The following is a 24,006-nucleotide window of genomic DNA, read 5'->3' as shown; positions in this document are numbered from 1 at the left end:
AGATGAACTTTTTACTAAATAGGAGAATAACGATTTGTATGCTGTTTATTGCACTCAGCCTGCTGGGCTATGTGTCGTATAAACAACTTCCGGTGGAGTTGCTGCCCAACGCAGAACTTCCGGTTCTGTTTGTCCAGGTGTCGTCACAGCAGGATATGGACCCTTCGTATGTAGAGTCGGAAGTGATTATTCCACTTGAAGGAGCGGTCAGTGCGATAGGTGGAGTAGACAAACTGCAATCCTACATTGACAGGAGGCAGTCCAGCATACAGATTGACTTTAAAAAGAATATCAACTTCAAGATGACCAGTCTTAAACTGCAGGAGAAGGTGAATGAAATCGCTGCCTCCCTGCCGACCGGTTTTACCGTACAGGTACAGAAAGTGGATATCGCTCAGATGAATAATAACTTCATGGTGCTTCAGGTGCGTGGTACGGGAGGAACCGACCGTGTCCGGAGTCTGGTAGACGAGGATGTTCGTTCCGATCTGGAGAATATAGATGGGGTAGCTTCCGTCAATATCTACGGAGGACGGCAGAAAGCCATTGAAGTGCGTCTGAATCCGGAGGCTTGCAAGGCTTTGAACCTCACTGCTTCCAAAATAAGCGGTTTGCTTTCGCAGAATACCCAGGAAAAGACATTTGTAGGCTTCGCAGATGAACCCGACAGCAAGAATTTTGTCCATGTCAATGCGATGTATACCAAAGTCTCTGATTTGGAGAATATAGTTGTCGCTCCCGGTCCTATTCTGCTGAAAGACGTGGCAACCGTCTTTTTTGACTTGAAAGATGAAACCACTTATAGTCGTGTGAATGGAAAAGAAGCCGTCTCGGTTGCTTTGATCAATGATTCACAGGCTAATCTGATTGAACTTTCACACCGTGTATCCGATGTGATTGAAAAGCTGAATGAGAAGCTGGCTCCGCTCGAACTGGAAATTGTCATTCAGGAGAACAAGGCTGAAACCATGGAAAATAATATCAACCAGATTATTAATCTGGCATTGGTAGGGGGATTGTTGGCTGTGTTCGTTCTTTGGCTTTTCCTGAAGAATATGCGGTTGGTGTTTTTTATCGCACTTTCCATACCGATTTCTGTCTATACGGCTTTCAACTTCTTCTACGCTTTTGGTATCACTATCAATAGTCTTACCTTGGTAGGAATGGCGTTGGCCATCGGAATGCTGCTGGATAATAGTGTCGTGGTGCTTGAGAATATTTATCGTTTGTCGGGAAACGGCTATACGCCCGAACGTTCGGTAACGCAGGGAACAAAAGAAGTGTGGCGCTCCATTGTGGCGGCTACCCTGACTACCATTACTGTGTTCCTGCCGTTCGTTTTTTCTGATAATTTCCTGATAAAACTGATCGGGCACCATATCGGAGTATCCATTATATCAACTTTGACGATCTCGCTGTTTGTAGCTTTACTTTTTATACCGATGATTACTTACCTTCTTTTGAAGAGTAAGAGTGGGAACAGCGTCGTTTATGAAAAAGTCTCGATCGTTCAGCGTCCGATGCAGGTCTATCTGGTCTTATTGAAGACTTGTATGCGTAATCCGGGAGTGACAGTCTTTGGAGCTGTGATCTTGCTTTTTGCAACGTTGATTTTGTCATTGACCTTGAATGTGCAACAGATGAAAGAAGTTGCTTCAGACCGGTTCAACATCAGTGTCGTGATGCCTACCGGAAGTACGCTTGAAAATACGGATAAGATTGTAAAGGTACTGGAAGAACGTCTGGAGGATTTTCCGGAAAAGAAAGATCTGATTTGCCGTATTCGGGAAAAAGAGGCGACTCTGACACTCGTTTTGCAGGAAGATTACACAAAGATCGCCAAACGGAAAATAGCCGATATAAAAGCGGATGTGCAGACTAAAGTTGCCAATATCAATGGTGCGGAAATCTATGTTTCTGATGCTATGGGAGGCGGAGGAGATAACTCGGCTCTGAGCAGTCTGGGCGGATTTATGCGTTTGTTGGGCATCGGTGACAACAGTGAACGGGTGGTGATCAGGGGATCTGATTTCGAAATGATGCAGATGGTGGCAGAGGAAGTGCGTTATTTGTTGGATGAACAGGATTTTGTACAGCATACTCATGTTTCGTATACTCCCCGTCAGGCGGAAATAAATCTGAACTTTGACCCTATTCTGCTGACTGCCTATGATATTAACCGTGGCAATATTACCACCGGATTAACTGCGCTTAATAATGAATACTCTTCCGAAGCTACTTTCAAGGTGGGAGAGGATATTTATGATATTATTATCCGTGACGAAATACCGGAAAAGGAAACTGAAGAAGAGGCACAGGAAAAAGCTCAGAAAGAGAAAACTGTGGATGACTTGCGTGCTATCCGGATAGAAAATGCCAATGGCGGTATGCACAATCTAGAAGATATATCGTCTCTGAATTATGGACGTGGGCGTTCGCGCATCATCCGTGTCAATCAAGATAAGCAGATTGAGGTATACTATGCTTTTCCGAGAGATGTTCAGTCTTCGAAAGATTTATTGGGAGGATATCGTTCCGATATCGACCAGTTGATTGCCAGTTATAATCTTCCGTCCGGAGTCGCTGTGCAGGTATTCCATGAGGAGGATGAATTCGGGGATTTCAAATTCCTTATTCTGGCAGCTTTTCTTTTGATATTTATGATCCTTGCTTCAGTCTTCGAGTCTGTAGTGACGCCTTTTGTGTTGCTTTTTACCATTCCGTTGGCTGCTATCGGTTCTTTGCTGGCATTATTGCTTTCGAGCAACAGTCTGATGAATGCGAATACACTGACAGGGTTCCTTATTCTGCTGGGAGTAGTCGTCAATAACGGAATCATTCTGATAGATTACGCCAACATTTTGCGTAAACGGGGATACCGCCGGAACAGGGCGTTGATGACTGCCGGTATGTCACGTATTCGTCCCATTCTGATTACTTCCATCACCACGATTGCTGCCATGCTTCCGTTGGCTATGGGAGATACGGAGTATGCAGGGGCTATCGGTGCACCTTTTGCCATTACAGTGATAGGCGGACTTTTCTTTTCTGCCATGCTGACGCTGATTTTAATTCCGACAGTTTGTATGGGACTGGAAAATGTGCTTCAGTGGTACCGTTCGTTATCCCGTAAACTATGGACCATTCACCTGATTCTTTTTGTGTCCGGTGTAATCTGTATCTGGCTATACACTGACGGAATGCTTTGGCAGTCAATCTATCTGGTAGCACTGATTGCAGGCATACCGGGGATGACATACTTTGCGCAAACCAGTCTTCGGAGAGCTAAGGCGGAGGTTATCAATCCGGATGAAGAAATACGTATTTCTGTCCGCAATCTGGTTAAGATCTACGATTGGCCTGGACACATCAGCCGTCAGTGGAACAGTGGTTTGCAATTACGCAAACGTCTGGGATTGAGCAATGAATATCATTCTCTGAAGGACTTTATCAATGTGCTATGGCAGTTTGGTATCTTACTGTTTGCCATTTATTTCACCTATTTCTTCATTCATAACAGGCTTTGGATATTCCTGTTCTCGTTCGCTATTTATGCAGCGATACTGTATTTGTGGAGAAAGGTACGTTCCTATTTATATTATCGGTACGGAGATAATCGGGTAACAAAGATCGTAAACCGGGTGATATTCTGGAGTCTTCCTCCTCTTATCCTGTTTCAGTTATTCCGAAAGCTGGATAATAACGGACTGGTCATCATGATCGGATTGTTATGGCTGGTGGGTATTGCTATCTATGTCACTTCCCAGTATCTGTATGATCACGATGTAAATATAGAGCGTGTCACCGGACGTTTTGCAGGGCTTCGCCGTTCCTATTTCCGTATGGTGAAGAGTGTTCCTATGATTGGAAAACGACGCAAACCTTTCAAAGCATTGCGTGGAGTATCGTTCGAGATTCAGACGGGTATGTTCGGACTACTGGGACCCAATGGGGCCGGTAAATCGACCTTGATGCGTGTCATCTGTGGTATTTTTGAGCAGAGTTATGGTAGTATCTGGATCAATGGTCTGGATACCCGTATCTACAGAGAAGAGCTACAGAGTCTGATAGGTTTCCTTCCACAGGAATTCGGAACTTATGAGAATATGACTTCGTGGGAGTTTCTGGATTATCAGGCTATACTGAAAGGGATTGTAGACGGTGAGTTACGAAAGGAGCGTCTGGATTATGTACTGAAAGCGGTACATATGTACGAGCGGAAAGACGAAAAGATAGGTTCTTTCTCGGGAGGTATGAAACAGCGTATTGGTATTGCGCTTATTCTGCTTCATTTACCGCGTATCCTGGTTGTGGATGAGCCTACAGCGGGACTCGACCCTCGCGAACGTATCCGTTTCCGTAATCTGCTGGTAGAGTTGAGTAAGGACCGTATCGTTATTTTCTCCACTCATATCATTGAGGATATATCCAGTTCCTGTAATCAGGTAGTGGTGATCAATAAGGGTGAACTGAAATATTTCGGTGATCCTTCGGACATGGTGGAAATGGCTAACGGGAAAGTATGGCAGTTTAATATAGATAAGACAGAATTTGAAAAAGTACTGGACAAATCGTTGGTAATACATCATATTCAGGAAGGCGATACGATTCGGGTGCGCTATCTTTCTGTCGGACAGCCTTATGAAGGGGCTGTAGAGGTAGAAGCTAATTTGGAAGACGCTTATCTCTGTCTGCTGAAGAATATGAATTAAAAAGAAAAGAAGGATATGACATTCAAACAATTGATACAACTGTTGCCTAAAGTAGTCAGGTATAACCTGAAGATTATATTTGCCGGGAAGTTTTTCTGGTTTCTGTTGGCTGCATTTGGCTTTTTTGCTCTTTTCATGTTTCAGAATGCCTGGAAACGGGAGGAGATTAACGAGGGACTCATCTATAGCATCCTGATGTTTCCGTCTATGCTGCTTATTTTCTATCCGGCTGTATTCGGCATTCAGAATGATGAAGATAGCCGGATATTGGAGATTCTTTTTGGAATCCCTGACTATAAGTATAAGGTTTGGGGCGTGCGGTTATTGATGATTTATGTGGCAATTTTTGTTATTCTGATTATCTTTTCATACATAGCCATTTTATTGCTGTATCCGGTCAATCCGCTTGAGATGGCATTACAGTTGATGTTCCCGATACTCTTTTTCGGAAATATGGCTTTTATGCTGTCTACCATTACGCGGAGTGGAAACGGAACTGCCGTATTTATGATTATTATAGGCATTGCATTGATGTTCTTAGGTAAGCCGGATTCTTTCTGGAACGTTCTGCTGAATCCTTTTCGTGTTCCCGATAATGTTCATCCGATCATTTGGGAGGGAATCCTTATCAAAAACCGCATTTTCCTTTTATCCGCCAGTTTAGTTTGGATGATGGTCGGATTACTTTATCTGCAGAAAAGGGAAAAGTTTGTATAACAGCAGATTAGGATGCTGAATATTCTCAAGTGTTCTTGCTGCGATGAGAAAAAATTCTCACTATGATGAGAAAAAAGTCTCATCGCAGTGAGAATTTTTTCTCATCATGGTAAGTATAGTCCTATGTATGCGGGAACAGAAATAGGGAATCAGAAGTAGTATCCCAGATTCACATAACAGCTTCCTTTATCAGTCTGATTGGAATATCCGAACGTAATCTCCAATGGACCGAAAATACTGTCCATACCATATCCGGCACTGATACTAAACAGTTGTTTCCCTTTCAGTATTTCGAAGAAGTGACTGTCCGTCAAGCCATAATTACCTGTCAGAGTGAGATAATGAATGCTTCCCATCCGTTGTCTGAGTTTCACGGATGCAATCATGATAGAATTGTCCATCAGTTCCATATTGGTCACACCGGCAAACGGCAGTTGCTGTGGAATGTAGAGTCCGTATACTTCGCCGCCAATGGCATTTTGCAAGGGATAGGCGATGTCTTTTCCAATCAGAACACGACCATAGATGGATGGAATGATAGAAAAACGTCGGGTTACGGGAACTACGCTGGCCCATGAACCGCTCAGTGCGGAGAACGGGGCGTGATCATTATACTGAGCCATATTATCGGTGTAGAGTGAATAGGCAGCTTTGAATTCAGTTCCTTTGGAAGGGAAATACCCCTTGTCGAATGTACTATAGTGTACCTGAGCGAAATAACTCAGGAAATGTTCGGATTCTACATCCAGTCCAATGAGTTCCGGTTTCTTGAAAAGAAAATCTTTGTATTTATAATATTCGAAACGAAGTCCGAGTCCGAAGCGGAGGTTTTTGTACCAGACATCCGAAAAGCCAAATTCAGCTAAATGATACTTGTAAGTAGTGTTATAGGCACGTTCACCTTCATCATAGATGTTGATGTCATTATATTGAAACATATATGAGAAATTGAAATTGCGTTGCTGCATCGGTTCGAGAGTGTAATCGATGCGTGCGGCATATCGCTTTCCTAATCGGCCGGTCAGGGATAATCGGGAAGGAACATGAGTTTTGAGATCCGCTGTGGCATTAATCAGCAGGGATGCTATTTCTTCCGAGTCGAAACGGATGCCTAGATTGATTCTTTTCTCATATTTTTCTTCTAACAAGAAATTAAGGTGGTACCCTTCGGGAGTGTTGGTAAGTGTGTAGCTGGCGCTTGAGTAAGAATGACTGCCACGCAACTGATACACAGCTTGTTCTATCTGCTGAGTGGTAATGTTACTGTTCTCTTTGAGATTACACTTCTTCATCAGCCATTTTTTGTCATCAGCCTCTACGCCGGAGAAAGATATATCTGTGACGTATACTGTCCGTGAATTGGAAAGAGAAGAGTACGGTCCATGTTGTTTGGGGACATAATTGTCCGGTATACCGATTTCTTTTTTTAAGGCAATCAGGGAATTCCACTGTGCACGTGCGGCTTCTTCGCCCCGACGCATCAGAGAATCGATGGCTGCCGGAGTGAAGCTGGCGGAAGAAAATCCGTCTACATTTACCTTGATATAGGTATCAGTGAGTTCTACATTCTTTTCATGATTGGTCTGGCAAGTGAGATCAACAATCTGCCCCAATATGTCCGGAGCGCTGTTGAGTTTGTCGGCACTTTTCAGCGCATTCTGAACATCGACTCCGATAATAATATCGGCTCCCATTGCTTTGGCCACATCTGCCGGATAATTATTGACAATTCCACCGTCTACCAATACCATACTGTCTTTGCGTACCGGTGTAAATACACCAGGGATGGCCATACTGGCACGCATGGCAGTAGAGAGTACGCCATCATGGAATATGATCTGGTCTCCATTGACTACATTGGCCGATACACAAGCGAAGGAGATCGGTAACTTATTAAAATTGATCGAGTCATGGTAGCCCATTGTCAGATCAGAGAACAGATTGGCAAGATTCTGTCCTTTGATAATTCCTCCGGACATGGCAGCTTTCGGATTCTTTGTAAAAGGAAGCGAAACAATGTATTTTGCAGAGCGTTCGCGTTCGGTGAGCGACATGGCACTGCGTTTGATACGATCGCTCAAAAGGAAAGTCCAGTCTTGCTTGCGTACCATACTGTCCAGTTGTTCCGGAGTATAACCGATGGCGTAAAGTCCACCGACTATAGATCCCATACTAGTGCCTACTATATAATCGATCGGAATGCCTGCTTCCTCGATGACTTTCAGTGCTTTGATATGTGCCACTCCTTTGGCACCGCCGCCACTGAGGACGACGCCGACCTTCTTCCGTTGTTCCTGAGAATAAACAGAAAAAGGTAATATCAGGCACATTGCAAAAACTAATGTTGAAAAGATTTGTTTTTTCATTAGGACATGTTATTGTGTTGATGTACAATATAACTACAAATGTAGGGGATAAATTGTTTAGTTGATGAAACAAGAACTATAAAAAATGTTCTAAAAGTCGGAAATGTGGATAAATTCTACACTTTAAGGATGTTTTCCACACTTCTGTCTTCAAGAGGAAAAACGTAATACGTTGATAATAAATAGATAAGATAAAACAGGATATTTTGGTATGTGTATTGCATAATAGAGTGTAGAACAAACATAAGTTAAATTAAATAATAAGATTCGATATGAGATTATTCTTTTCGAAACATGAGTTGAAACTGAGGAGAAAGAGAACCATTGCTGCTGTAGTATGTATGGTAATTGTGTTGGGAGTGTATTGGATACTGACACGACCTCAGAAGGCTGCACCGGAAATGCCGACAGTGATTGTTGAACCGGTTATAAAAGACGATGTAGAAATATTCGGAGAATATGTGGGGCGTATCCGTGCCCAGCAATTTGTCGAAGTACGTGCCAGGGTAGAAGGCTATTTGGAAAACATGCTTTTTGCCGAAGGCACTTATGTAAATAAGAATCAGGTCTTGTTTGTGATCAATCAGGACCAATATCGTGCGAAAGCCGACAAAGCGCGGGCTCAGTTGAAAAAGGACGAAGCACAGGCATTGAAAGCTGAACGTGACTTGAAACGTATCCGTCCGTTGTACGAACAAAATGCCGCTAGCCAGCTGGATCTGGATAATGCGGAAGCAGCTTATGAAAGCGCTGTTGCGACAGTAGCGATGAGTGAGGCGGACTTGGCGCAGGCTGAACTCGAGTTAGGCTATACTATCGTTCGTTCACCTCTTGCCGGACATATCAGTGAAAGAAATGTAGACTTGGGAACGCTTGTTGGTCCGGGAGGAAAGTCTCTGCTGGCTACAGTAGTAAAAAGCGATACCGTATTGGTCGATTTCAGTATGACGGCACTCGATTATCTGAAAAGTAAAGAACGTAATATTAACCTCGGTCAGCAGGACTCTACCCGTTCCTGGCAACCGAACATTACTATTACTTTGGCGGATAATACCGTATACCCCTATAAAGGATATGTTGATTTTGCAGAGCCGCAGGTCGATCCCCAGACAGGTACTTTCTCCGTACGTGCAGAGATGCCTAACCCAAAACAGGTATTGCTTCCGGGACAGTTTACCAAAGTAAAACTACTTTTGGACGTGCGTGAAGGAGCCATCGTGGTTCCGATGAAAGCTGTTACCATTGAAAAAGGCGGAGCTTATATTTATACAATGCGTAAAGATGATACAGTAGAGAAACGTTTTATCGAGTTAGGACCCGAAGTGGGGAATAACGTCGTAGTGGAAAGAGGACTCGCTGTAGGAGAGACAATTGTTGTAGAAGGTTTCCATAAGTTGACCCCGGGTATGAAAGTACGGATCAGTCAGCCGGAAACTGAGGTGAAGGATACCACTATGGTGGCAGGTGATTCTACAACAGGAATGAAGAATAACGCAAAAGGAGAATAATCAATGAAAGTTAGTTTTTTTATAGACAGGCCGGTATTTTCGGCTGTCATTTCCATCGTGATTGTGATTGTCGGAGTCATCGGGCTGACCATGCTTCCGGTGGATCAGTATCCGCAGATCACGCCTCCGGTGGTAAAGATCAGTGCGTCTTATCCGGGTGCGAGTGCGCTTACCGTGTCGCAGGCGGTGGCTACTCCGATTGAACAGGAAATCAATGGTACGCCCGGTATGCTTTATATGGAATCGAACAGTTCTAACTCTGGTGGCTTCTCGGCAACAGTTACCTTTGATGTATCTGCCGACCCGGATCTGGCTGCTGTGGAAATTCAGAACCGTGTGAAGCTGGCTGAATCCCGTCTTCCGGCGGAAGTGATTCAGAATGGTATTTCCGTAGAGAAACAGGCACCCAGTCAGTTAATGACACTCTGTCTGACTTCTACCGATCCTAAGTTTGACGAAATTTACCTGAGCAACTTTGCTACGATCAATGTGCTCGATGTGATTCGCCGTATTCCGGGGGTAGGACGTGTATCTAATATCGGTAGCCGTTACTATGCTATGCAGATATGGGCAGAGCCTGATAAGCTGGCTAACTTCGGATTGACTGTGCAGGACTTGCAGAATGCCTTGAAAGATCAGAATCGTGAATCGGCAGCCGGTGTATTAGGTCAGCAGCCGGTACAGGGACTGGATATAACGATTCCTATCACTACTCAGGGACGTCTTTCTACAGTAGGGCAATTTGAGGATATTGTGGTACGTGCCAATGCCAATGGTTCCATCATCCGGCTGAAGGATGTGGCACGTGTATCCTTGGAGGCTTCTTCATACAATACCGAGAGTGGTATCAATGGTGAGAATGCAGCGGTACTCGGTATTTACATGTTGCCGGGTGCCAATGCAATGGAAGTGGCCGAGAATGTAAAGAAGGCGATGGAAGAAATCAGCGAGAATTTTCCGGAAGGATTGAGTTATGAGATTCCGTTTGATATGACAACGTATATCTCCGAGTCTATTCATGAGGTATATAAGACCTTGTTCGAAGCATTGGTGCTGGTTGTGTTGGTAGTGTATCTGTCTTTGCAGAGCTGGCGTGCTACGTTGATTCCGGTGGTAGCGGTACCTATTTCCCTGATTGGTACTTTCGGATTCATGCTGATTTTTGGTTTCTCTATTAATATATTGACCTTACTCGGTTTGATTCTCGCCATCGGTATCGTGGTCGATGATGCGATTGTAGTGGTGGAAGGAGTGGAGCATATAATGGAAACGGAGAAGCTGACTCCCTATGAGGCGACAAAGAAAGCGATGAACGGATTATCAAGCGCATTGATCGCTACTTCACTGGTATTGGCGGCTGTGTTTGTTCCGGTTAGTTTTCTGAGTGGAATTACCGGGCAGCTGTATCGTCAGTTTACGGTAACTATCGTGGTATCTGTACTGATTTCTACTGTGGTTGCTTTAACGCTGAGTCCTGTGATGTGTTCGCTCATTTTGAAACCGGATAGTGGCAAGAAGAAAAATATAGTATTCAGAAAGATCAATGAGTGGCTGGGTATCGGAAGCAATAAGTATGTAGCTGCCGTCACCCGTACTATCAAACATCCTCGTCGGGTTTTGAGTGCTTTTGGTATGGTATTGATTGCTATTCTGTTGATTCACCGGATTATTCCGACCAGTTTCTTGCCGGTAGAAGACCAAGGATACTTTAAGATTGAACTTGAACTGCCGGAAGGAGCTACATTGGAGCGAACCCGTGTAGTAACGGAACGCGCGATTGCTTATCTGGAGAAGAATCCATATATAGAATATGTACAAAACGTGACCGGAAGCAGCCCGCGTGTAGGGAGTAATCAGGGGCGTGCCGAGCTGACCGTTATTCTGAAACCTTGGGAAGAGAGAAAGAGCACCAGTATTGAAAAAATTATGGATACGGTAGAAAAACATTTGAGAGAATATCCCGAATGTAAAGTCTACCTGTCTACTCCTCCGGTCATACCGGGACTGGGCAGCTCCGGTGGTTTTGAAATGCAGCTGGAAGCTCGTGGAGAGGCTACTTTCGATAATTTGGTAGATGCGGCAGATACGTTGATGTATTATGCTTCCAAACGTAAGGAGCTTACCGGTTTGTCTTCTTCCTTGCAGTCTGAGATTCCCCAGCTTTATTTTGATGTGGACAGAGACAAAGTGAAAATGCTGGGAGTACCTTTGGCAGATGTGTTTTCTACGATGAAAGCGTATACAGGTTCGGTGTATGTGAATGACTTTAATATGTTCAACCGTATATATAAGGTGTATATTCAGGCGGAGGCTCCTTATCGGGAACATAAAGACAATATCAACCTGTTCTTTGTGAAAGCTTCTAACGGAGCTATGGTACCGTTGACTTCTCTGGGTAATGCCTCTTATACAACAGGACCGGGAAGTATTAAGCGTTTCAATATGTTTACTACTGCCGTTATCCGGGGTGCTGCCGCACAGGGATACAGTTCCGGTCAGGCAATGGAAATTATGGAGCAGATCGCCCGTGACCATCTTCCGGATAATATCGGACTGGAGTGGAGCGGACTTTCTTATCAGGAGAAACAGGCAGGCGGTCAGACAGGTATGGTCATGGCATTGGTGTTCTTGTTCGTCTTCCTTTTCCTTGCCGCACAATATGAAAGTTGGACAGTGCCGATTGCTGTATTGCTATCTTTGCCTGTAGCAGCTTTGGGAGCCTATCTGGGAGTCTGGGTATGCGGACTGGAGAATGATGTCTATTTCCAGATCGGATTGGTAATGCTTGTCGGGCTTGCCGCCAAGAATGCCATTTTGATTGTTGAGTTTGCCAAAGTGCAGGTAGATAAAGGTGAAGACTTGATACAGTCGGCAATCTATGCAGCGAAATTACGTTTCCGTCCTATTCTGATGACCTCCCTTGCGTTTGTATTGGGAATGCTTCCGATGGTATTGGCGAGTGGTCCGGGTTCGGCTAGCCGACAGGCGATTGGTACGGGCGTATTCTTCGGAATGATATTCGCTATCGTATTTGGTATCATTCTCGTGCCGTTCTTCTTTGTGATGGTGTATAAAACAAAGTCGAAAATCTTAAAACATAAGAAATAATGAAACTGAATAAACTATATATTGCTATACTACTTTTTGCAGGAATACTGACTTCCTGCAAAGTAGGCAAGAGCTACGTCCGTCCTGAGCTTCATTTACCCGATAGTCTGGCTCAACATCAGGATACGGTTAGCTTTGGAGATCAGGATTGGGAAGAAATATACACGGATTCTACACTTCGGAACCTTATAGACCGTGCTTTGGAACATAATAAAGATATGTTGATAGCGGCTGCCCGCATCAAGGAAATGGCAGCTCAGAAACGTATCTCCACTGCTGCCTTGCTTCCGGATATTAAAGGTGAAGTGACTGTCGAGCGCGAGCTTGAAAATCATGGAGGAGATGCCTTCAGGAAGTCGGATACTTTTGAAGCTCAGTTTCTTGTTTCATGGGAACTCGACCTTTGGGGAAATTTACGATGGGCACGTTCAGCCAGTATTGCTGAATATTTACAGTCGATAGAGGCGCAGCGTGCACTTCGGATGACGATTGTGGCAGAAGTGGCGCAGGCTTATTATGAACTGGTGGCATTGGATACGGAACTGGATATTGTCAAGCAGACTTTAAAAGCCCGTGAAGAAGGTGTTCGTCTGGCACGTATCCGTTTTGAGGGCGGACTGACTTCGGAGACTTCTTATCGCCAGGCACAGGTTGAGTTGGCTCGTACAGCTACATTGGTTCCTGATTTGGAGCGTAAAATATCGCTGAAAGAAAATGATATTGCTTTTTTGGCCGGAGAATACCCTAACCGTATAGCTCGTTCCCGCCTGCTTCAGGAATTTAATTTTCCTGAAACTCTTCCGGTAGGAATGCCTTCCACTTTGTTAGAACGCCGTCCCGATATACGCCAGGCGGAGCAGAAGTTGATCGCTGCTAATGCCAAAGTGGGAGTAGCATATACAAATATGTTTCCCCGTCTTGCTCTGACAGGAGGTTTTGGAAGTGAGAGCACGTCCTTGTCCGAACTTTTAAAATCTCCTTATGCTGTTATGGAGGGGGCGTTGCTGACTCCTATCTTTGGCTGGGGAAAGAACCGTGCTGCGTTGAAAGGCAAAAAAGCGGCCTATGAAGCAGAAATACATAGTTATGAGAAAACAGTCCTGACGGCTTTCAAGGAGACACGTAATGCGATTGTCAACTTTAATAAGATAAAAGAGGTGTACGCGCTTCGTGCCAATCTGGAACGTTCGGCTAAGAGTTATATGGATTTGGCGCAGTTGCAATATATCAATGGAGTGATCAATTATTTGGATGTTCTCGATGCCCAGCGTGGTTATTTTGACGCACAAATTGGTCTGAGTAACGCTATTCGTGATGAACTGATCACCGTAGTACAACTGTATAAAGCACTTGGCGGTGGCTGGAAGCAATAGCCTCTGTAACTATGCAGCGAAATAAAATGAGGGCTTCTCTTTCATAATTCGAGGAAAAATGCGAAATTTGCAACGCTTTTCAAGTTTGACAAGAAACTTACTAACACCTTTAAATAAAAATAAAGAAAATGACTAAAAGTGCATTGCAAATCGCAAGGGCTGCTTATCAGCCCAAACTTCCGAAAGCATTGGCAACAGGAGCCGTTAAAGCTGTAGCAGGTGCTGCTACTCAATCTGTAGCCGATCAGGAAGCTATCAAAGCATTATTCCCTAACACGTACGGAATGCCGTTGATTACATTCGAAGCGGGTGAAGCTGTTCAACTTCCTGCTATGAACGTAGGTGTAATCCTTTCCGGCGGACAAGCTCCGGGCGGACACAATGTAATCTCTGGTTTGTTCGACGGTATCAAAAAGCTGAATCCTGAAAGTAAGCTGTACGGCTTTATCTTGGGTCCTGGCGGTCTGGTAGACCACAACTATATGGAACTGACTGCTGACATCATTGACGAATACCGTAACACAGGTGGTTTCGATATCATCGGTTCGGGACGTACGAAGCTGGAAACTGAAGCTCAGTTTGAAAAGGGATTTGAGATCATCAAAGAATTGGGCATCAAAGCACTGGTTATCATCGGTGGTGATGACTCTAATACAAACGCTTGTGTATTGGCTGAATACTATGCTGCCAAGAAGTACGGTGTACAGGTGATCGGTTGCCCGAAGACGATTGACGGTGACTTGAAGAACGATATGATTGAAACTTCTTTCGGTTTCGATACAGCTTGTAAGACTTATGCAGAAGTAATCGGTAACATCCAGCGTGACTGTAACTCAGCCCGTAAATACTGGCACTTTATCAAATTGATGGGTCGTTCGGCTTCTCACATCGCACTGGAATGTGCTTTGCAGGTACAGCCTAACGTATGTATCGTTTCTGAAGAAGTGGAAGAAAAAGATATGTCTCTGGATGATGTAGTAACATCTATCGCTAAAGTGGTAGCTGACCGTGCTGCACAGGGAAATAACTTCGGTACAGTTTTGATTCCGGAAGGACTGGTGGAATTTATTCCGGCTATGAAGCGTCTGATCGCTGAGTTGAACGACTTCCTGGCTGCAAATGCAGAAGAGTTCTCTCAGATCAAGAAGTCTCATCAACGTGATTACATCATCCGTAAGCTGTCTCCGGAAAACTCTGCTATCTATGCAAGTCTGCCGGAAGGTGTAGCTCGCCAGCTGACACTGGATCGTGACCCGCACGGAAACGTTCAGGTATCACTGATCGAAACAGAAAAACTGTTGTCTGAAATGGTAGCTACCAAATTGGCTGCTTGGAAAGAAGATGGCAAATATGTGGGTAAGTTTGCTGCACAGCACCACTTCTTCGGTTACGAAGGTCGTTGCGCTGCTCCGTCAAACTTTGATGCTGACTACTGCTATTCTTTGGGATACACAGCTTCTATGCTGATTGCTGACGGTAAGACCGGTTATATGTCTTCTGTACGCAACACAACTGCTCCTGCTGCCGAATGGATTGCAGGTGGTGTGCCTATCACCATGATGATGAATATGGAACGCCGCCACGGTGAAATGAAACCGGTGATCCAGAAAGCATTAGTGAAATTGGATGGTGCTCCTTTCAAAGCATTCGCTGCACAGCGTGACCGTTGGGCTGTTGAAACGGATTATGTATATCCGGGTCCGATTCAGTACTTTGGTCCTACAGAAGTTTGCGACCAGGCAACTAAGACTTTGCAATTGGAACAAGCTAAATAAGAAAACTTCACCGGACTGTAGTAAGAAGCAGTTGCAATGAAGAGCTCTTTCAGGCACGGATTACGCGGATTGACGCGGTTTTAGTTATACTATTTCTTAAAACCGTGTATTCCGTGTAATCCGTGCCTATCTATATCACTTTCATCACTCAAAGTAAATGTCGTCACGTAATAATCCGATTTCTGCTGTCCAAAAGAAAAGAACTGCTTCCACTACCCCCAAAAAGAGGACGGTTTCTTCTTCCAGGCCTTCCCGTGCTCCGAAAAAGGCACCGGTGAAGCAGCATTATTCGATGCCCGGTTGGCTTCGAAATATATTGGCTGTGGTAATTGTCGGTTGTTTCTCTATGGTTTTCTATTATTTCTTTATACGTCCTTATGCTTATCGGTGGAAACCTTGTAATGGTTTAAAGGAATATGGAGTTTGTATTCCTTCCGGATATGATATTCATGGGATTGATATTTCCCATTATCAAGGAAAAATAGACTGGGGGAGACTTTTACAGAATAAACAGACGGCAACTCCTTTGCACTTCGTTTTTATGAAAGCGACGGAAGGGGGAGATCATAACGATACTACCTTTCAAACTAATTTTGCTAATGCGCGTAATCATGGCTTTATTCGTGGTGCTTATCATTTCTATATTCCCGGTACGGATGCTTTGAAACAGGCGGACTTTTTTATACGTACGGTCAAACTGGATTCCGGCGACCTGCCTCCGGTTCTCGATGTGGAAGTGACCGGACGAAAAGAGAAAAAAGAATTGCAGCAAGGCATTAAGCGCTGGTTGGACCGTATAGAATCCCATTATGGGGTGAAGCCCATTCTATATACCTCTTATAAGTTCAAGACCCGTTATCTGGACGATTCTATTTTCAATGCTTATCCTTATTGGATCGCCCACTATTATGTCGATTCGGTGAAGTATCAGGGCAAATGGGATTTCTGGCAACATACTGATGTCGGAAATGTACCCGGTATTAAAGAAGATGTAGACCTCAATGTATTCAACGGTACATTAGAAGAACTCAAAAAGCTGACGATCAAGTAGGATGATTGGTCTGTCATACAACTAATCTCTTCTCTCATTTGTTATAATCGTATTATTACTAAAAAGATACGATTATGAACTTTGATATAGCTATTATTGGTGGTGGCCCTGCTGGTTACACAGCTGCCGAAAGGGCAGGGGCAAACGGACTGAGAGCCGTTCTGTTTGAGAAAAAGGCAATAGGTGGGATATGTCTGAATGAAGGATGTATTCCTACTAAAACGTTGTTATATTCTGCTAAAATTCTGGATAGCATCAAGAGTGCTTCCAAATATGGCATTTCTGTCGAATCTCCTTCGTTTGATTTAACTAAAATAATGAGCCGTAAAGAGAAAACGGTGAAAATGCTGACTGGTGGGGTAAAGATGACCGTGAACTCTTACGGAGTGACGATCGTGGAAAAAGAAGCCTTTATAGAAGGAGAAGAAAACGGGCTGATCCGTATCATTTGTGACGGAGAAAGATATGAAGTGAAATATCTGCTGGTATGTACCGGTTCCGATACGGTTATTCCTCCGATACCGGGACTGTCGGAAGTTAGTTACTGGACGTCAAAAGAGGCTTTGGAGATCAAAGAGCTTCCTGAAACGTTGGTTGTTATAGGTGGTGGAGTCATAGGAATGGAGTTTGCTTCTTTCTTCAACAGTATGGGAGTGAAAGTGCATGTTGTCGAGATGATGCCGGAGATACTGGGAGTCATGGATAAGGAAACCAGCAGTATGCTTCGTACAGAATATGCAAAACGTGGAGTCACTTTCTACTTGAATACAAAAGTAATAGAAGTGAAACCTGACGGAGTCGTCATAGAGAAAGATGGGAAGGCTTCTACTATCAAAACGGAAAAGATCTTGCTCAGTGTGGGGCGTAAAGCAAATATTACCAATGTCGGATTGGATAAGCTGAATATAGAACTTCATCGGAATGGGGTTAAAGTAGACGAATATCTTCAGACTTCTCATCCCGGAGTATATGCGTGCGGTGATATTACAGGCTATTCTTTATTGGCGCATACGGCAATTCGGGAGGCGGAAGTGGCAATCAATCATATTTTAGGAGTGGAAGACCGGATGAATTATAACAGTGTGCCGGGAGTTGTCTACACCAATCCGGAAGTGGCCGGTGTAGGTAAGACAGAAGAAGAGCTGACCAAACAGGGCATTCCTTATCGTGTTACGAAGTTGCCGATGGCTTATTCCGGACGTTTTGTTGCGGAAAACGAACAGGTAAATGGAATATGTAAGCTGATACTTGATGAAGCTGATCATATTATCGGTTGTCATATGCTTGGAAATCCAGCGTCGGAATTGATTGTGATTGCCGGAATAGCCATTCAGAAGGGCTATACGGTTGAGGAATTTCAGAAGAATGTATTTCCCCATCCTACGGTTGGAGAGATTTATCATGAGGTGCTTTCATAACACTTTTACAGATATTTATTTTCATCTGGCGGCAGAAGAGTATTTGCTGAAGCAGGAAACAGATTCTGTTTTCATGCTTTGGCAGGACACTCCTTCTGTAGTGATGGGAAAACACCAATCTGTACAGTTGGAAGTGAACCGGGAATGGGCGGAAGAACAACAAATTCAAATAGCCCGTCGGTTTTCGGGTGGGGGAGCTGTATATCATGATTTGGGTAATGTCAATTTAACTTTTATCGAAACAGTGTCCCGCTTGCCTGATTTCAGTCTTTATCTTCATCGGATACTGGATTTCTTAAAACAGATAGGATTGCCGGCAAAAGGAGATGAACGGCTGGGTATCTATCTTGATGGTCTGAAAATATCGGGGAGTGCCCAGTGCGTACACAAGAACAGGGTGCTTTATCATTGTACTTTGTTGTATGATACGAATCTTACCGCTTTAAACAAGGTACTGAATCCGGAGAGGAACATTGAGACGGGTGTGGCATCATCTGTGTATGCTGTTCCGTCTGTCCGTAGTGAAGTCACAAATATCAGTCGTTACTTACCTATGGAAACGGTTGATCATTTCAAAGCGATACTTTTCGAATATTTTAGTCAGAAGGGATGTGCTGATACTTTCAGTGAGAAAGAATTGGAAGCAATCCATAAACTTCGGACTGAGAAATATATTTGCGAAGAATGGATATTCAGTCGTTGAGTCCGGTTAAAAATACTTTAACCTAAAACTTTCTTTTTCAGCGGGTTGTTTTAATAGTTCAAGGTTGAATAATAAATTTACTGTCTATGTCAAGATTCGAAATAAAAATGCCTAAGTTGGGCGAGAGTATAACCGAAGGGACGATTGTCTCTTGGTCTGTGAAAGTGGGGGATATCATTCAGGAAGACGATGTTCTCTTCGAGGTAAATACGGCGAAAGTCAGTGCGGAAATACCTTCACCGGTAGCCGGTAAGGTCGTGGAAATCCTGTTTAAGGAAGGAGATACAGTCGCTGTGGGTACAGTGGTTGCTGTTGTAGATATGGGAGGTGAAGAGGCATCCGATGAAGAAACTGCAAGTGGAAAAGAAACTGCAGAAAGCAAGGAGAATACTTCTTCTGATGCAGGAAAAGTATCTTCTCAGGTAGCAAAGGCTGAAGAACGCTGGTATTCTCCTGTGGTGATTCAATTGGCACGAAGTGCGAATATTCCGAAAGAAGAACTTGATTCGATACAAGGCACAGGATACGAAGGCCGGTTGAGCAAGAAAGATATAAAGGATTATATTGATAAGAAGAAAAGGGGAATTTCCGAAGTCTCGAAGGCGGCGATACCTACCGGTGATGCACCTACGGCTTCTACGACATCTTCTCCTGCATCGGTTTCCGTGCCCACGCCTGTTGCTGCACCGTCTGCTCCATCTAAACAAACACCTGCGGCTGCCAATATTCCGGGAGTAGAAGTGAAAGAAATGGATCGTGTCCGCCGGATTATTGCGGATCATATGGTGATGTCCAAGAAGGTTTCACCACACGTAACCAATGTAGTAGAGGTAGACGTAACCAGACTGGTACGATGGCGTGAAAAGAATAAAGACGCTTTCTTCCGTCGTGAGGGAGTGAAACTGACCTATATGCCTGTCATAACAGAAGCTGTTGCAAAAGCATTGGCAGCATATCCTCAGGTCAATGTATCTGTTGACGGATATAATATTCTTTTCAAGAAACATATCAATATCGGTATTGCTGTTTCTTTGAATGATGGCAATCTGATAGTTCCTGTGGTACATGATGCCGATCATCTGAACTTGAACGGATTGGCTGTAGCTATAGACTCGCTGGCATTGAAGGCTCGTGATAACAAATTGATGCCGGATGATATTGACGGAGGTACGTTTACCATTACTAATTTCGGTACATTCAAGAGTTTGTTCGGTACGCCGGTAATCAATCAGCCCCAGGTTGCCATTTTGGGAGTGGGATATATTGAGAAGAAGCCTGCCGTAATAGAGACACCGGAAGGTGATACGATTGCTATCCGTCATAAGATGTATCTGTCCCTGTCTTATGACCATCGTGTAGTTGACGGTATGCTGGGAGGCAACTTCCTGCACTTCATAGCCGATTACCTGGAAAACTGGAAGGGCTGATAACAGATTGTTTCATTCATTAAGAACTTCATTAACTATGAAAAAGAAATATGATATAAAGACTACGGATGTTGAAACACTGAAAAAGTGGTACCATCTGATGACATTAGGGCGTGCTTTGGACGAGAAGGCGCCGTCTTACCAGCTGCAATCCTTGGGTTGGTCATACCATGCTCCTTATGCGGGGCATGATGGTATCCAACTGGCTGTCGGTCAGGTTTTCACATTGGGAGAAGATTTCCTGTTTCCTTATTACAGAGATATGCTGACCGTGCTTTCTGCAGGAATGACTGCGGAAGAGATTATATTGAATGGTATTTCGAAAGCAACTGATCCCGGTAGCGGCGGACGTCATATGTCGAATCACTTCGCTAAACCGGAATGGCATATTGAAAATATATCTTCTGCTACCGGAACGCATGACCTTCATGCGGCAGGTGTAGCAAGAGCAATGGTATATTATGGGCATAAAGGAGTAGCAATCACTTCGCACGGAGAATCTGCTACTTCCGAAGGCTTTGTTTACGAGGCTATCAATGGAGCTAGTCTGGAACGTCTTCCGGTGATTTTCGTTATACAGGATAACGGATATGGCATCTCTGTTCCTAAATCTGAGCAGACTGCCAATCGTAAAGTAGCTGAGAACTTCTCCGGTTTCAAGAATCTGAAGATTATCTACTGCAATGGAAAAGATGTGTTCGATTCTATGAATGCCATGACTGAGGCACGCGAATATGCGATCAGTACCCGTAATCCTGTGATTGTACAGGCTAACTGCGTTCGTATCGGTTCTCATTCCAACTCGGATAAACATACACTTTATCGGGACGAAAACGAACTGGAATATGTGAAAGAAGCTGATCCGTTAATGAAGTTCCGGCGGATGTTATTGCGCTATAAGCGCTTGACGGAAGAGGAACTGCTGCAAATTGAAGCTGAATCAAAGAAGGAACTATCTGCTGCCAACCGCAAGGCGCTGGCTGCCCCTGAACCTGATCCTAAAAGCATTTACGATTTTGTGATGCCCGAACCTTATCAGCCGCAAAAATACAAAGAAGGTACTCATCAGGAAGAAGGAGAGAAGACTTTCCTGGTCAATGCAATTAATGAAACATTGAAAGCGGAATTCCGCCATAATCCGGATACCTTTATCTGGGGACAAGATGTGGCTAACAGAGAAAAAGGCGGGGTCTTTAATGTGACCAAAGGCATGCAGCAGGAATTTGGCGAGGCGCGTGTATTCAGCGCACCGATTGCCGAAGATTATATTGTAGGTACAGCCAATGGTATGAGCCGCTTTGACCCTAAAATCCATGTAGTGATAGAAGGAGCTGAGTTTGCAGACTACTTCTGGCCTGCCGTAGAACAGTATGTGGAGTGTACTCATGAATATTGGCGCAGTAACGGTAAGTTTGCTCCGAATATCACTTTACGGCTTGCTTCCGGAGGATATATCGGTGGTGGATTATATCATTCCCAAAATATAGAGGGTGCCCTAACAACGTTGCCGGGTGCACGTATTGTCTGTCCTTCTTTTGCGGATGATGCAGCCGGATTGTTACGAACCAGTATGCGTTCAAAGGGATTTACCTTGTTTTTGGAACCGAAAGCTCTATATAATTCGGTAGAAGCAGCAGCTGTTGTTCCGGAAGATTTTGAGATTCCTTTCGGAAAGGCACGTATTCGTCGTGAAGGAACGGATTTGAGCATTATTACTTATGGTAATACTACCCATTTCTGCCTGCACGTAGCAGAGCAACTGGAAAAAGAAAGTGGCTGGAAAGTCGAAGTGATCGATATTCGTTCATTGATACCATTAGATAAGGAGGCGATTTTCGAATCGGTGAAAAAGACCAGTAAAGCATTGGTTGTTCACGAAGACAAGGTGTTCTCCGGTTTCGGTGCGGAACTTGCTGCTATGATCGGAACGGATATGTTCCGTTATCTGGATGGTCCGGTGCAGCGTGTCGGTTCTACATTTACTCCTGTCGGTTTCAATCCGATTCTGGAAAAAGAGATATTGCCGGATGAGGCGAAGATCTATGAGGCAGCTAAAAAACTATTGGAATATTAATGGAATAAAATGGAGGTATAGTTTATGAAAAAGATAGGTTTGTTTTATGCCACCAAAGCTGATAAGACTACTTGGGTGGCAGAGAAAATTCAGAAAGAATTTGGAAAAGATAGGATAGAAGTGGTGCCTATTGAGCAGGCATGGCAAAATGATTTTGCAGCTTACGATTGTTTTATAGTAGGTGCTTCGACCTGGTTTGACGGAGAACTTCCTACCTATTGGGATGAGTTATTGCCGGAACTTCGTACATTGGACTTGAAAGGGAAAAAAGTAGCTGTCTTCGGGTTAGGAGATCAGATACGTTATCCCGAAAACTTTGCTGACGGAATCGGACTGCTTGCCGAGGTATTTGAAGGAGACGGGGCCACACTGGTCGGTTTTACTTCTTCCGAAAGATACACTTTCGAACGTTCCAGAGCGTTGCGTGGTGATCGGTGGTGCGGTTTGGTCGTCGATTTGGATAATCAATCCGAGCAAGCGGAAAAGAGAATCAGGGAATGGTGCGAACAGGTAAAGAATGAGTTTGATTCAAAACCTTAATACTTTATATCTGTTTCCCGGTAACATAACAGAAGGAATATTATATCATACCATTCTTTTCATTAAAGGATGGTATGTACCAGATGCTCATCTCGTACACTACTGGATGAGCATCTGGTGTATAACAAGATGAGCATGCCGTACAGCACGAGATGAGCATCTCGTACATCTTATCTCTACTACAAATATATGCTGTCTTTTAAAGATACGTGGTCTGTGTCTTCTTGAAACAGATAAGGAAGATTAATGCTTAATATGTGAACTTCACTGCTGCCCAGCGGTTTTTCTCCTTATGATGTACGAAGGTCAGTCCGTTCTTTTCTGCTTCCCGGCGGATGAAAGGAATGTCGTCCACATAAAATCCACTCATATAAAGTTCCGATCCCGGGTGCATGCAGGCAACGTATTGCTTCATGTCGTTCAATAGAATATTCCGGTTTATATTAGCGATGATGATATCAAAGGGCCCTTTGCCAACAAGCGATGAGGCATCTCCTTGTGAAACGGCGATGTCGTCTACGTGGTTTAATTCAATGTTCTCAATAGAGTTTCGTACACACCATTCGTCAATGTCAATAGCGATACATGGGCGTGCTCCCCGCATGCGGGCGAGAATAGCTAAGATCGAAGTTCCACAGCCCATATCCAGAAGTGATTTATCTTTCAACTCATTGTCCAGTAACTCCCCGATGATGAGGCTTGTCGTTTCATGATGTCCCGTGCCGAAAGCCATTTGCGGATTGATAACGATATCATAAGTTGCCTGGGGTACATCTTTATGGAAGGTACTATGGATAACACATCGGTTATCGATCACAATCGGCTGAAAGAAATTTTTTTCCCATTCTTCGTTCCAGTCTTTGTCTTCCGCTTCAACGTATGTATAAGTGATCTCCGTATCGGGCAGAGGAAATTCGGTTATTGCATTTTTTATTGTATTTTCATCGCATAATGCCTGTTGTATGTATGCAGTCAGTCCGCCTTCGCTTTCAACAAAACTTTCAAATCCGGCTTCACCTAATACGGCAGCCAGTACGTCATTTACTGTTTCTGTGCATGGACTTGTATGGAATGTGAACTCAAAATACTTCATAGTTGTTTTTAATTTGGTGAATCTTTTGCAAAGATAGTTAGAAATAGGGATTTCCCTATTATCCTTTGGGGAAAATCTCCCTAGAGTGGCGAATCTCTTCCTTATCTTTGTAATGTGAATAAGTTTAAGTAATTACATAAA

General features: G+C 43.9%; 14 protein-coding genes. 12 read left to right on the top strand and 2 right to left on the bottom strand.

Features of this window, described 5'->3' with window-relative positions:
* Positions 1 to 2: 2 nt before the first annotated feature.
* A complete protein-coding gene (locus DW640_RS03240) occupies positions 3 to 4,712 on the top strand; it encodes an efflux RND transporter permease subunit (RefSeq protein WP_117577332.1) in 4,710 nt (1,569 codons plus the stop codon).
* A 15-nt stretch (positions 4,713 to 4,727) separates the two neighbouring features.
* Complete coding sequence (locus DW640_RS03235) at positions 4,728 to 5,429, top strand: hypothetical protein (RefSeq protein ID WP_008760598.1); 702 nt, start codon at positions 4,728 to 4,730, stop codon at positions 5,427 to 5,429.
* 149 nt (positions 5,430 to 5,578) lie between these two features.
* Here the strand turns inward: DW640_RS03235 and DW640_RS03230 are convergent, their stop codons facing one another.
* Positions 5,579 to 7,795 (bottom strand): patatin-like phospholipase family protein, encoded by a 2,217-nt coding sequence (locus DW640_RS03230; protein WP_117577331.1) that lies wholly within the window; start codon positions 7,793 to 7,795, stop codon positions 5,579 to 5,581.
* Positions 7,796 to 8,067: 272 nt separating this feature from the next.
* Here DW640_RS03230 and DW640_RS03225 point away from each other — a divergent pair, with 272 nt between their 5' ends.
* The 10 genes from DW640_RS03225 to DW640_RS03180 all read left to right on the top strand — a co-directional run bounded on the left by DW640_RS03225 (position 8,068) and on the right by DW640_RS03180 (position 22,772).
* Positions 8,068 to 9,303 carry an efflux RND transporter periplasmic adaptor subunit gene (locus tag DW640_RS03225; RefSeq protein WP_016267909.1) on the top strand — a complete coding sequence of 412 codons (1,236 nt, stop codon included), beginning with the start codon at positions 8,068 to 8,070 and terminating at the stop codon, positions 9,301 to 9,303.
* Between the two features lie 3 nt (positions 9,304 to 9,306).
* Positions 9,307 to 12,411, top strand: coding sequence for an efflux RND transporter permease subunit (locus DW640_RS03220; protein ID WP_117577329.1), 3,105 nt, complete (start codon positions 9,307 to 9,309; stop codon positions 12,409 to 12,411).
* A complete protein-coding gene (locus DW640_RS03215) occupies positions 12,411 to 13,784 on the top strand; it encodes an efflux transporter outer membrane subunit (RefSeq protein WP_117577327.1) in 1,374 nt (457 codons plus the stop codon). Before DW640_RS03220 ends, DW640_RS03215 begins: the two co-directional genes overlap by 1 nt.
* Positions 13,785 to 13,912: 128 nt before the next feature.
* On the top strand, positions 13,913 to 15,559 hold the full coding sequence (locus tag DW640_RS03210; RefSeq protein WP_008760603.1) for a diphosphate--fructose-6-phosphate 1-phosphotransferase: 1,647 nt from the start codon (positions 13,913 to 13,915) through the stop codon (positions 15,557 to 15,559).
* Between the two features lie 157 nt (positions 15,560 to 15,716).
* Positions 15,717 to 16,610, top strand: a complete 894-nt coding sequence (locus DW640_RS03205; protein WP_117577325.1) for a glycoside hydrolase family 25 protein — start codon at positions 15,717 to 15,719, stop codon at positions 16,608 to 16,610.
* A 74-nt stretch (positions 16,611 to 16,684) separates the two neighbouring features.
* Positions 16,685 to 18,028, top strand: a complete 1,344-nt coding sequence (lpdA, locus tag DW640_RS03200) for a dihydrolipoyl dehydrogenase (protein WP_117577323.1) — start codon at positions 16,685 to 16,687, stop codon at positions 18,026 to 18,028.
* A complete protein-coding gene (locus DW640_RS03195) occupies positions 18,012 to 18,731 on the top strand; it encodes a lipoate--protein ligase family protein (protein WP_048692279.1) in 720 nt (239 codons plus the stop codon). Before lpdA ends, DW640_RS03195 begins: the two co-directional genes overlap by 17 nt.
* Positions 18,732 to 18,817: 86 nt before the next feature.
* Complete coding sequence (locus DW640_RS03190) at positions 18,818 to 20,158, top strand: dihydrolipoamide acetyltransferase family protein (protein ID WP_117577321.1); 1,341 nt, start codon at positions 18,818 to 18,820, stop codon at positions 20,156 to 20,158.
* Positions 20,159 to 20,195: 37 nt separating this feature from the next.
* On the top strand, positions 20,196 to 22,232 hold the full coding sequence (locus DW640_RS03185) for a thiamine pyrophosphate-dependent enzyme (RefSeq protein WP_117577319.1): 2,037 nt from the start codon (positions 20,196 to 20,198) through the stop codon (positions 22,230 to 22,232).
* A 24-nt stretch (positions 22,233 to 22,256) separates the two neighbouring features.
* Positions 22,257 to 22,772, top strand: coding sequence for a flavodoxin (locus tag DW640_RS03180; RefSeq protein WP_117577318.1), 516 nt, complete (start codon positions 22,257 to 22,259; stop codon positions 22,770 to 22,772).
* Positions 22,773 to 23,022: 250 nt separating this feature from the next.
* Here the strand turns inward: DW640_RS03180 and prmA are convergent, their stop codons facing one another.
* Positions 23,023 to 23,865: a 50S ribosomal protein L11 methyltransferase gene (gene prmA, locus DW640_RS03175; protein WP_008766150.1), complete on the bottom strand. Its 843-nt coding sequence runs from the start codon at positions 23,863 to 23,865 to the stop codon at positions 23,023 to 23,025.
* Between the last annotated feature and the right edge of the window lie 141 nt (positions 23,866 to 24,006).

Origin of the sequence: Bacteroides sp. AM23-12 (assembly GCF_003434395.1) — a bacterium.
GTDB lineage: Bacteria > Bacteroidota > Bacteroidia > Bacteroidales > Bacteroidaceae > Bacteroides > Bacteroides thetaiotaomicron.
Note: the sequence above shows the minus strand (reverse complement) of the source record. Positions and strands in the feature narration are given on the sequence as shown.

Excerpts from the sequence above, each read along its gene's own strand:
- DW640_RS03180 (WP_117577318.1), top strand. The coding sequence starts at position 22,257 with ATGAAAAAGATAGGTTTGTTTTATGCCACCAAAGCTGATAAGACTACT.
- prmA (WP_008766150.1), bottom strand. The coding sequence starts at position 23,865 with ATGAAGTATTTTGAGTTCACATTCCATACAAGTCCATGCACAGAAACA.
- DW640_RS03240 (WP_117577332.1), top strand. The coding sequence starts at position 3 with ATGAACTTTTTACTAAATAGGAGAATAACGATTTGTATGCTGTTTATT.
- DW640_RS03230 (WP_117577331.1), bottom strand. The coding sequence starts at position 7,795 with ATGAAAAAACAAATCTTTTCAACATTAGTTTTTGCAATGTGCCTGATA.
- DW640_RS03215 (WP_117577327.1), top strand. The coding sequence starts at position 12,411 with ATGAAACTGAATAAACTATATATTGCTATACTACTTTTTGCAGGAATA.
- DW640_RS03210 (WP_008760603.1), top strand. The coding sequence starts at position 13,913 with ATGACTAAAAGTGCATTGCAAATCGCAAGGGCTGCTTATCAGCCCAAA.
- DW640_RS03205 (WP_117577325.1), top strand. The coding sequence starts at position 15,717 with ATGTCGTCACGTAATAATCCGATTTCTGCTGTCCAAAAGAAAAGAACT.
- DW640_RS03195 (WP_048692279.1), top strand. The coding sequence starts at position 18,012 with ATGAGGTGCTTTCATAACACTTTTACAGATATTTATTTTCATCTGGCG.
- DW640_RS03225 (WP_016267909.1), top strand. The coding sequence starts at position 8,068 with ATGAGATTATTCTTTTCGAAACATGAGTTGAAACTGAGGAGAAAGAGA.
- DW640_RS03190 (WP_117577321.1), top strand. The coding sequence starts at position 18,818 with ATGTCAAGATTCGAAATAAAAATGCCTAAGTTGGGCGAGAGTATAACC.
- lpdA (WP_117577323.1), top strand. The coding sequence starts at position 16,685 with ATGAACTTTGATATAGCTATTATTGGTGGTGGCCCTGCTGGTTACACA.
- DW640_RS03185 (WP_117577319.1), top strand. The coding sequence starts at position 20,196 with ATGAAAAAGAAATATGATATAAAGACTACGGATGTTGAAACACTGAAA.
- DW640_RS03235 (WP_008760598.1), top strand. The coding sequence starts at position 4,728 with ATGACATTCAAACAATTGATACAACTGTTGCCTAAAGTAGTCAGGTAT.
- DW640_RS03220 (WP_117577329.1), top strand. The coding sequence starts at position 9,307 with ATGAAAGTTAGTTTTTTTATAGACAGGCCGGTATTTTCGGCTGTCATT.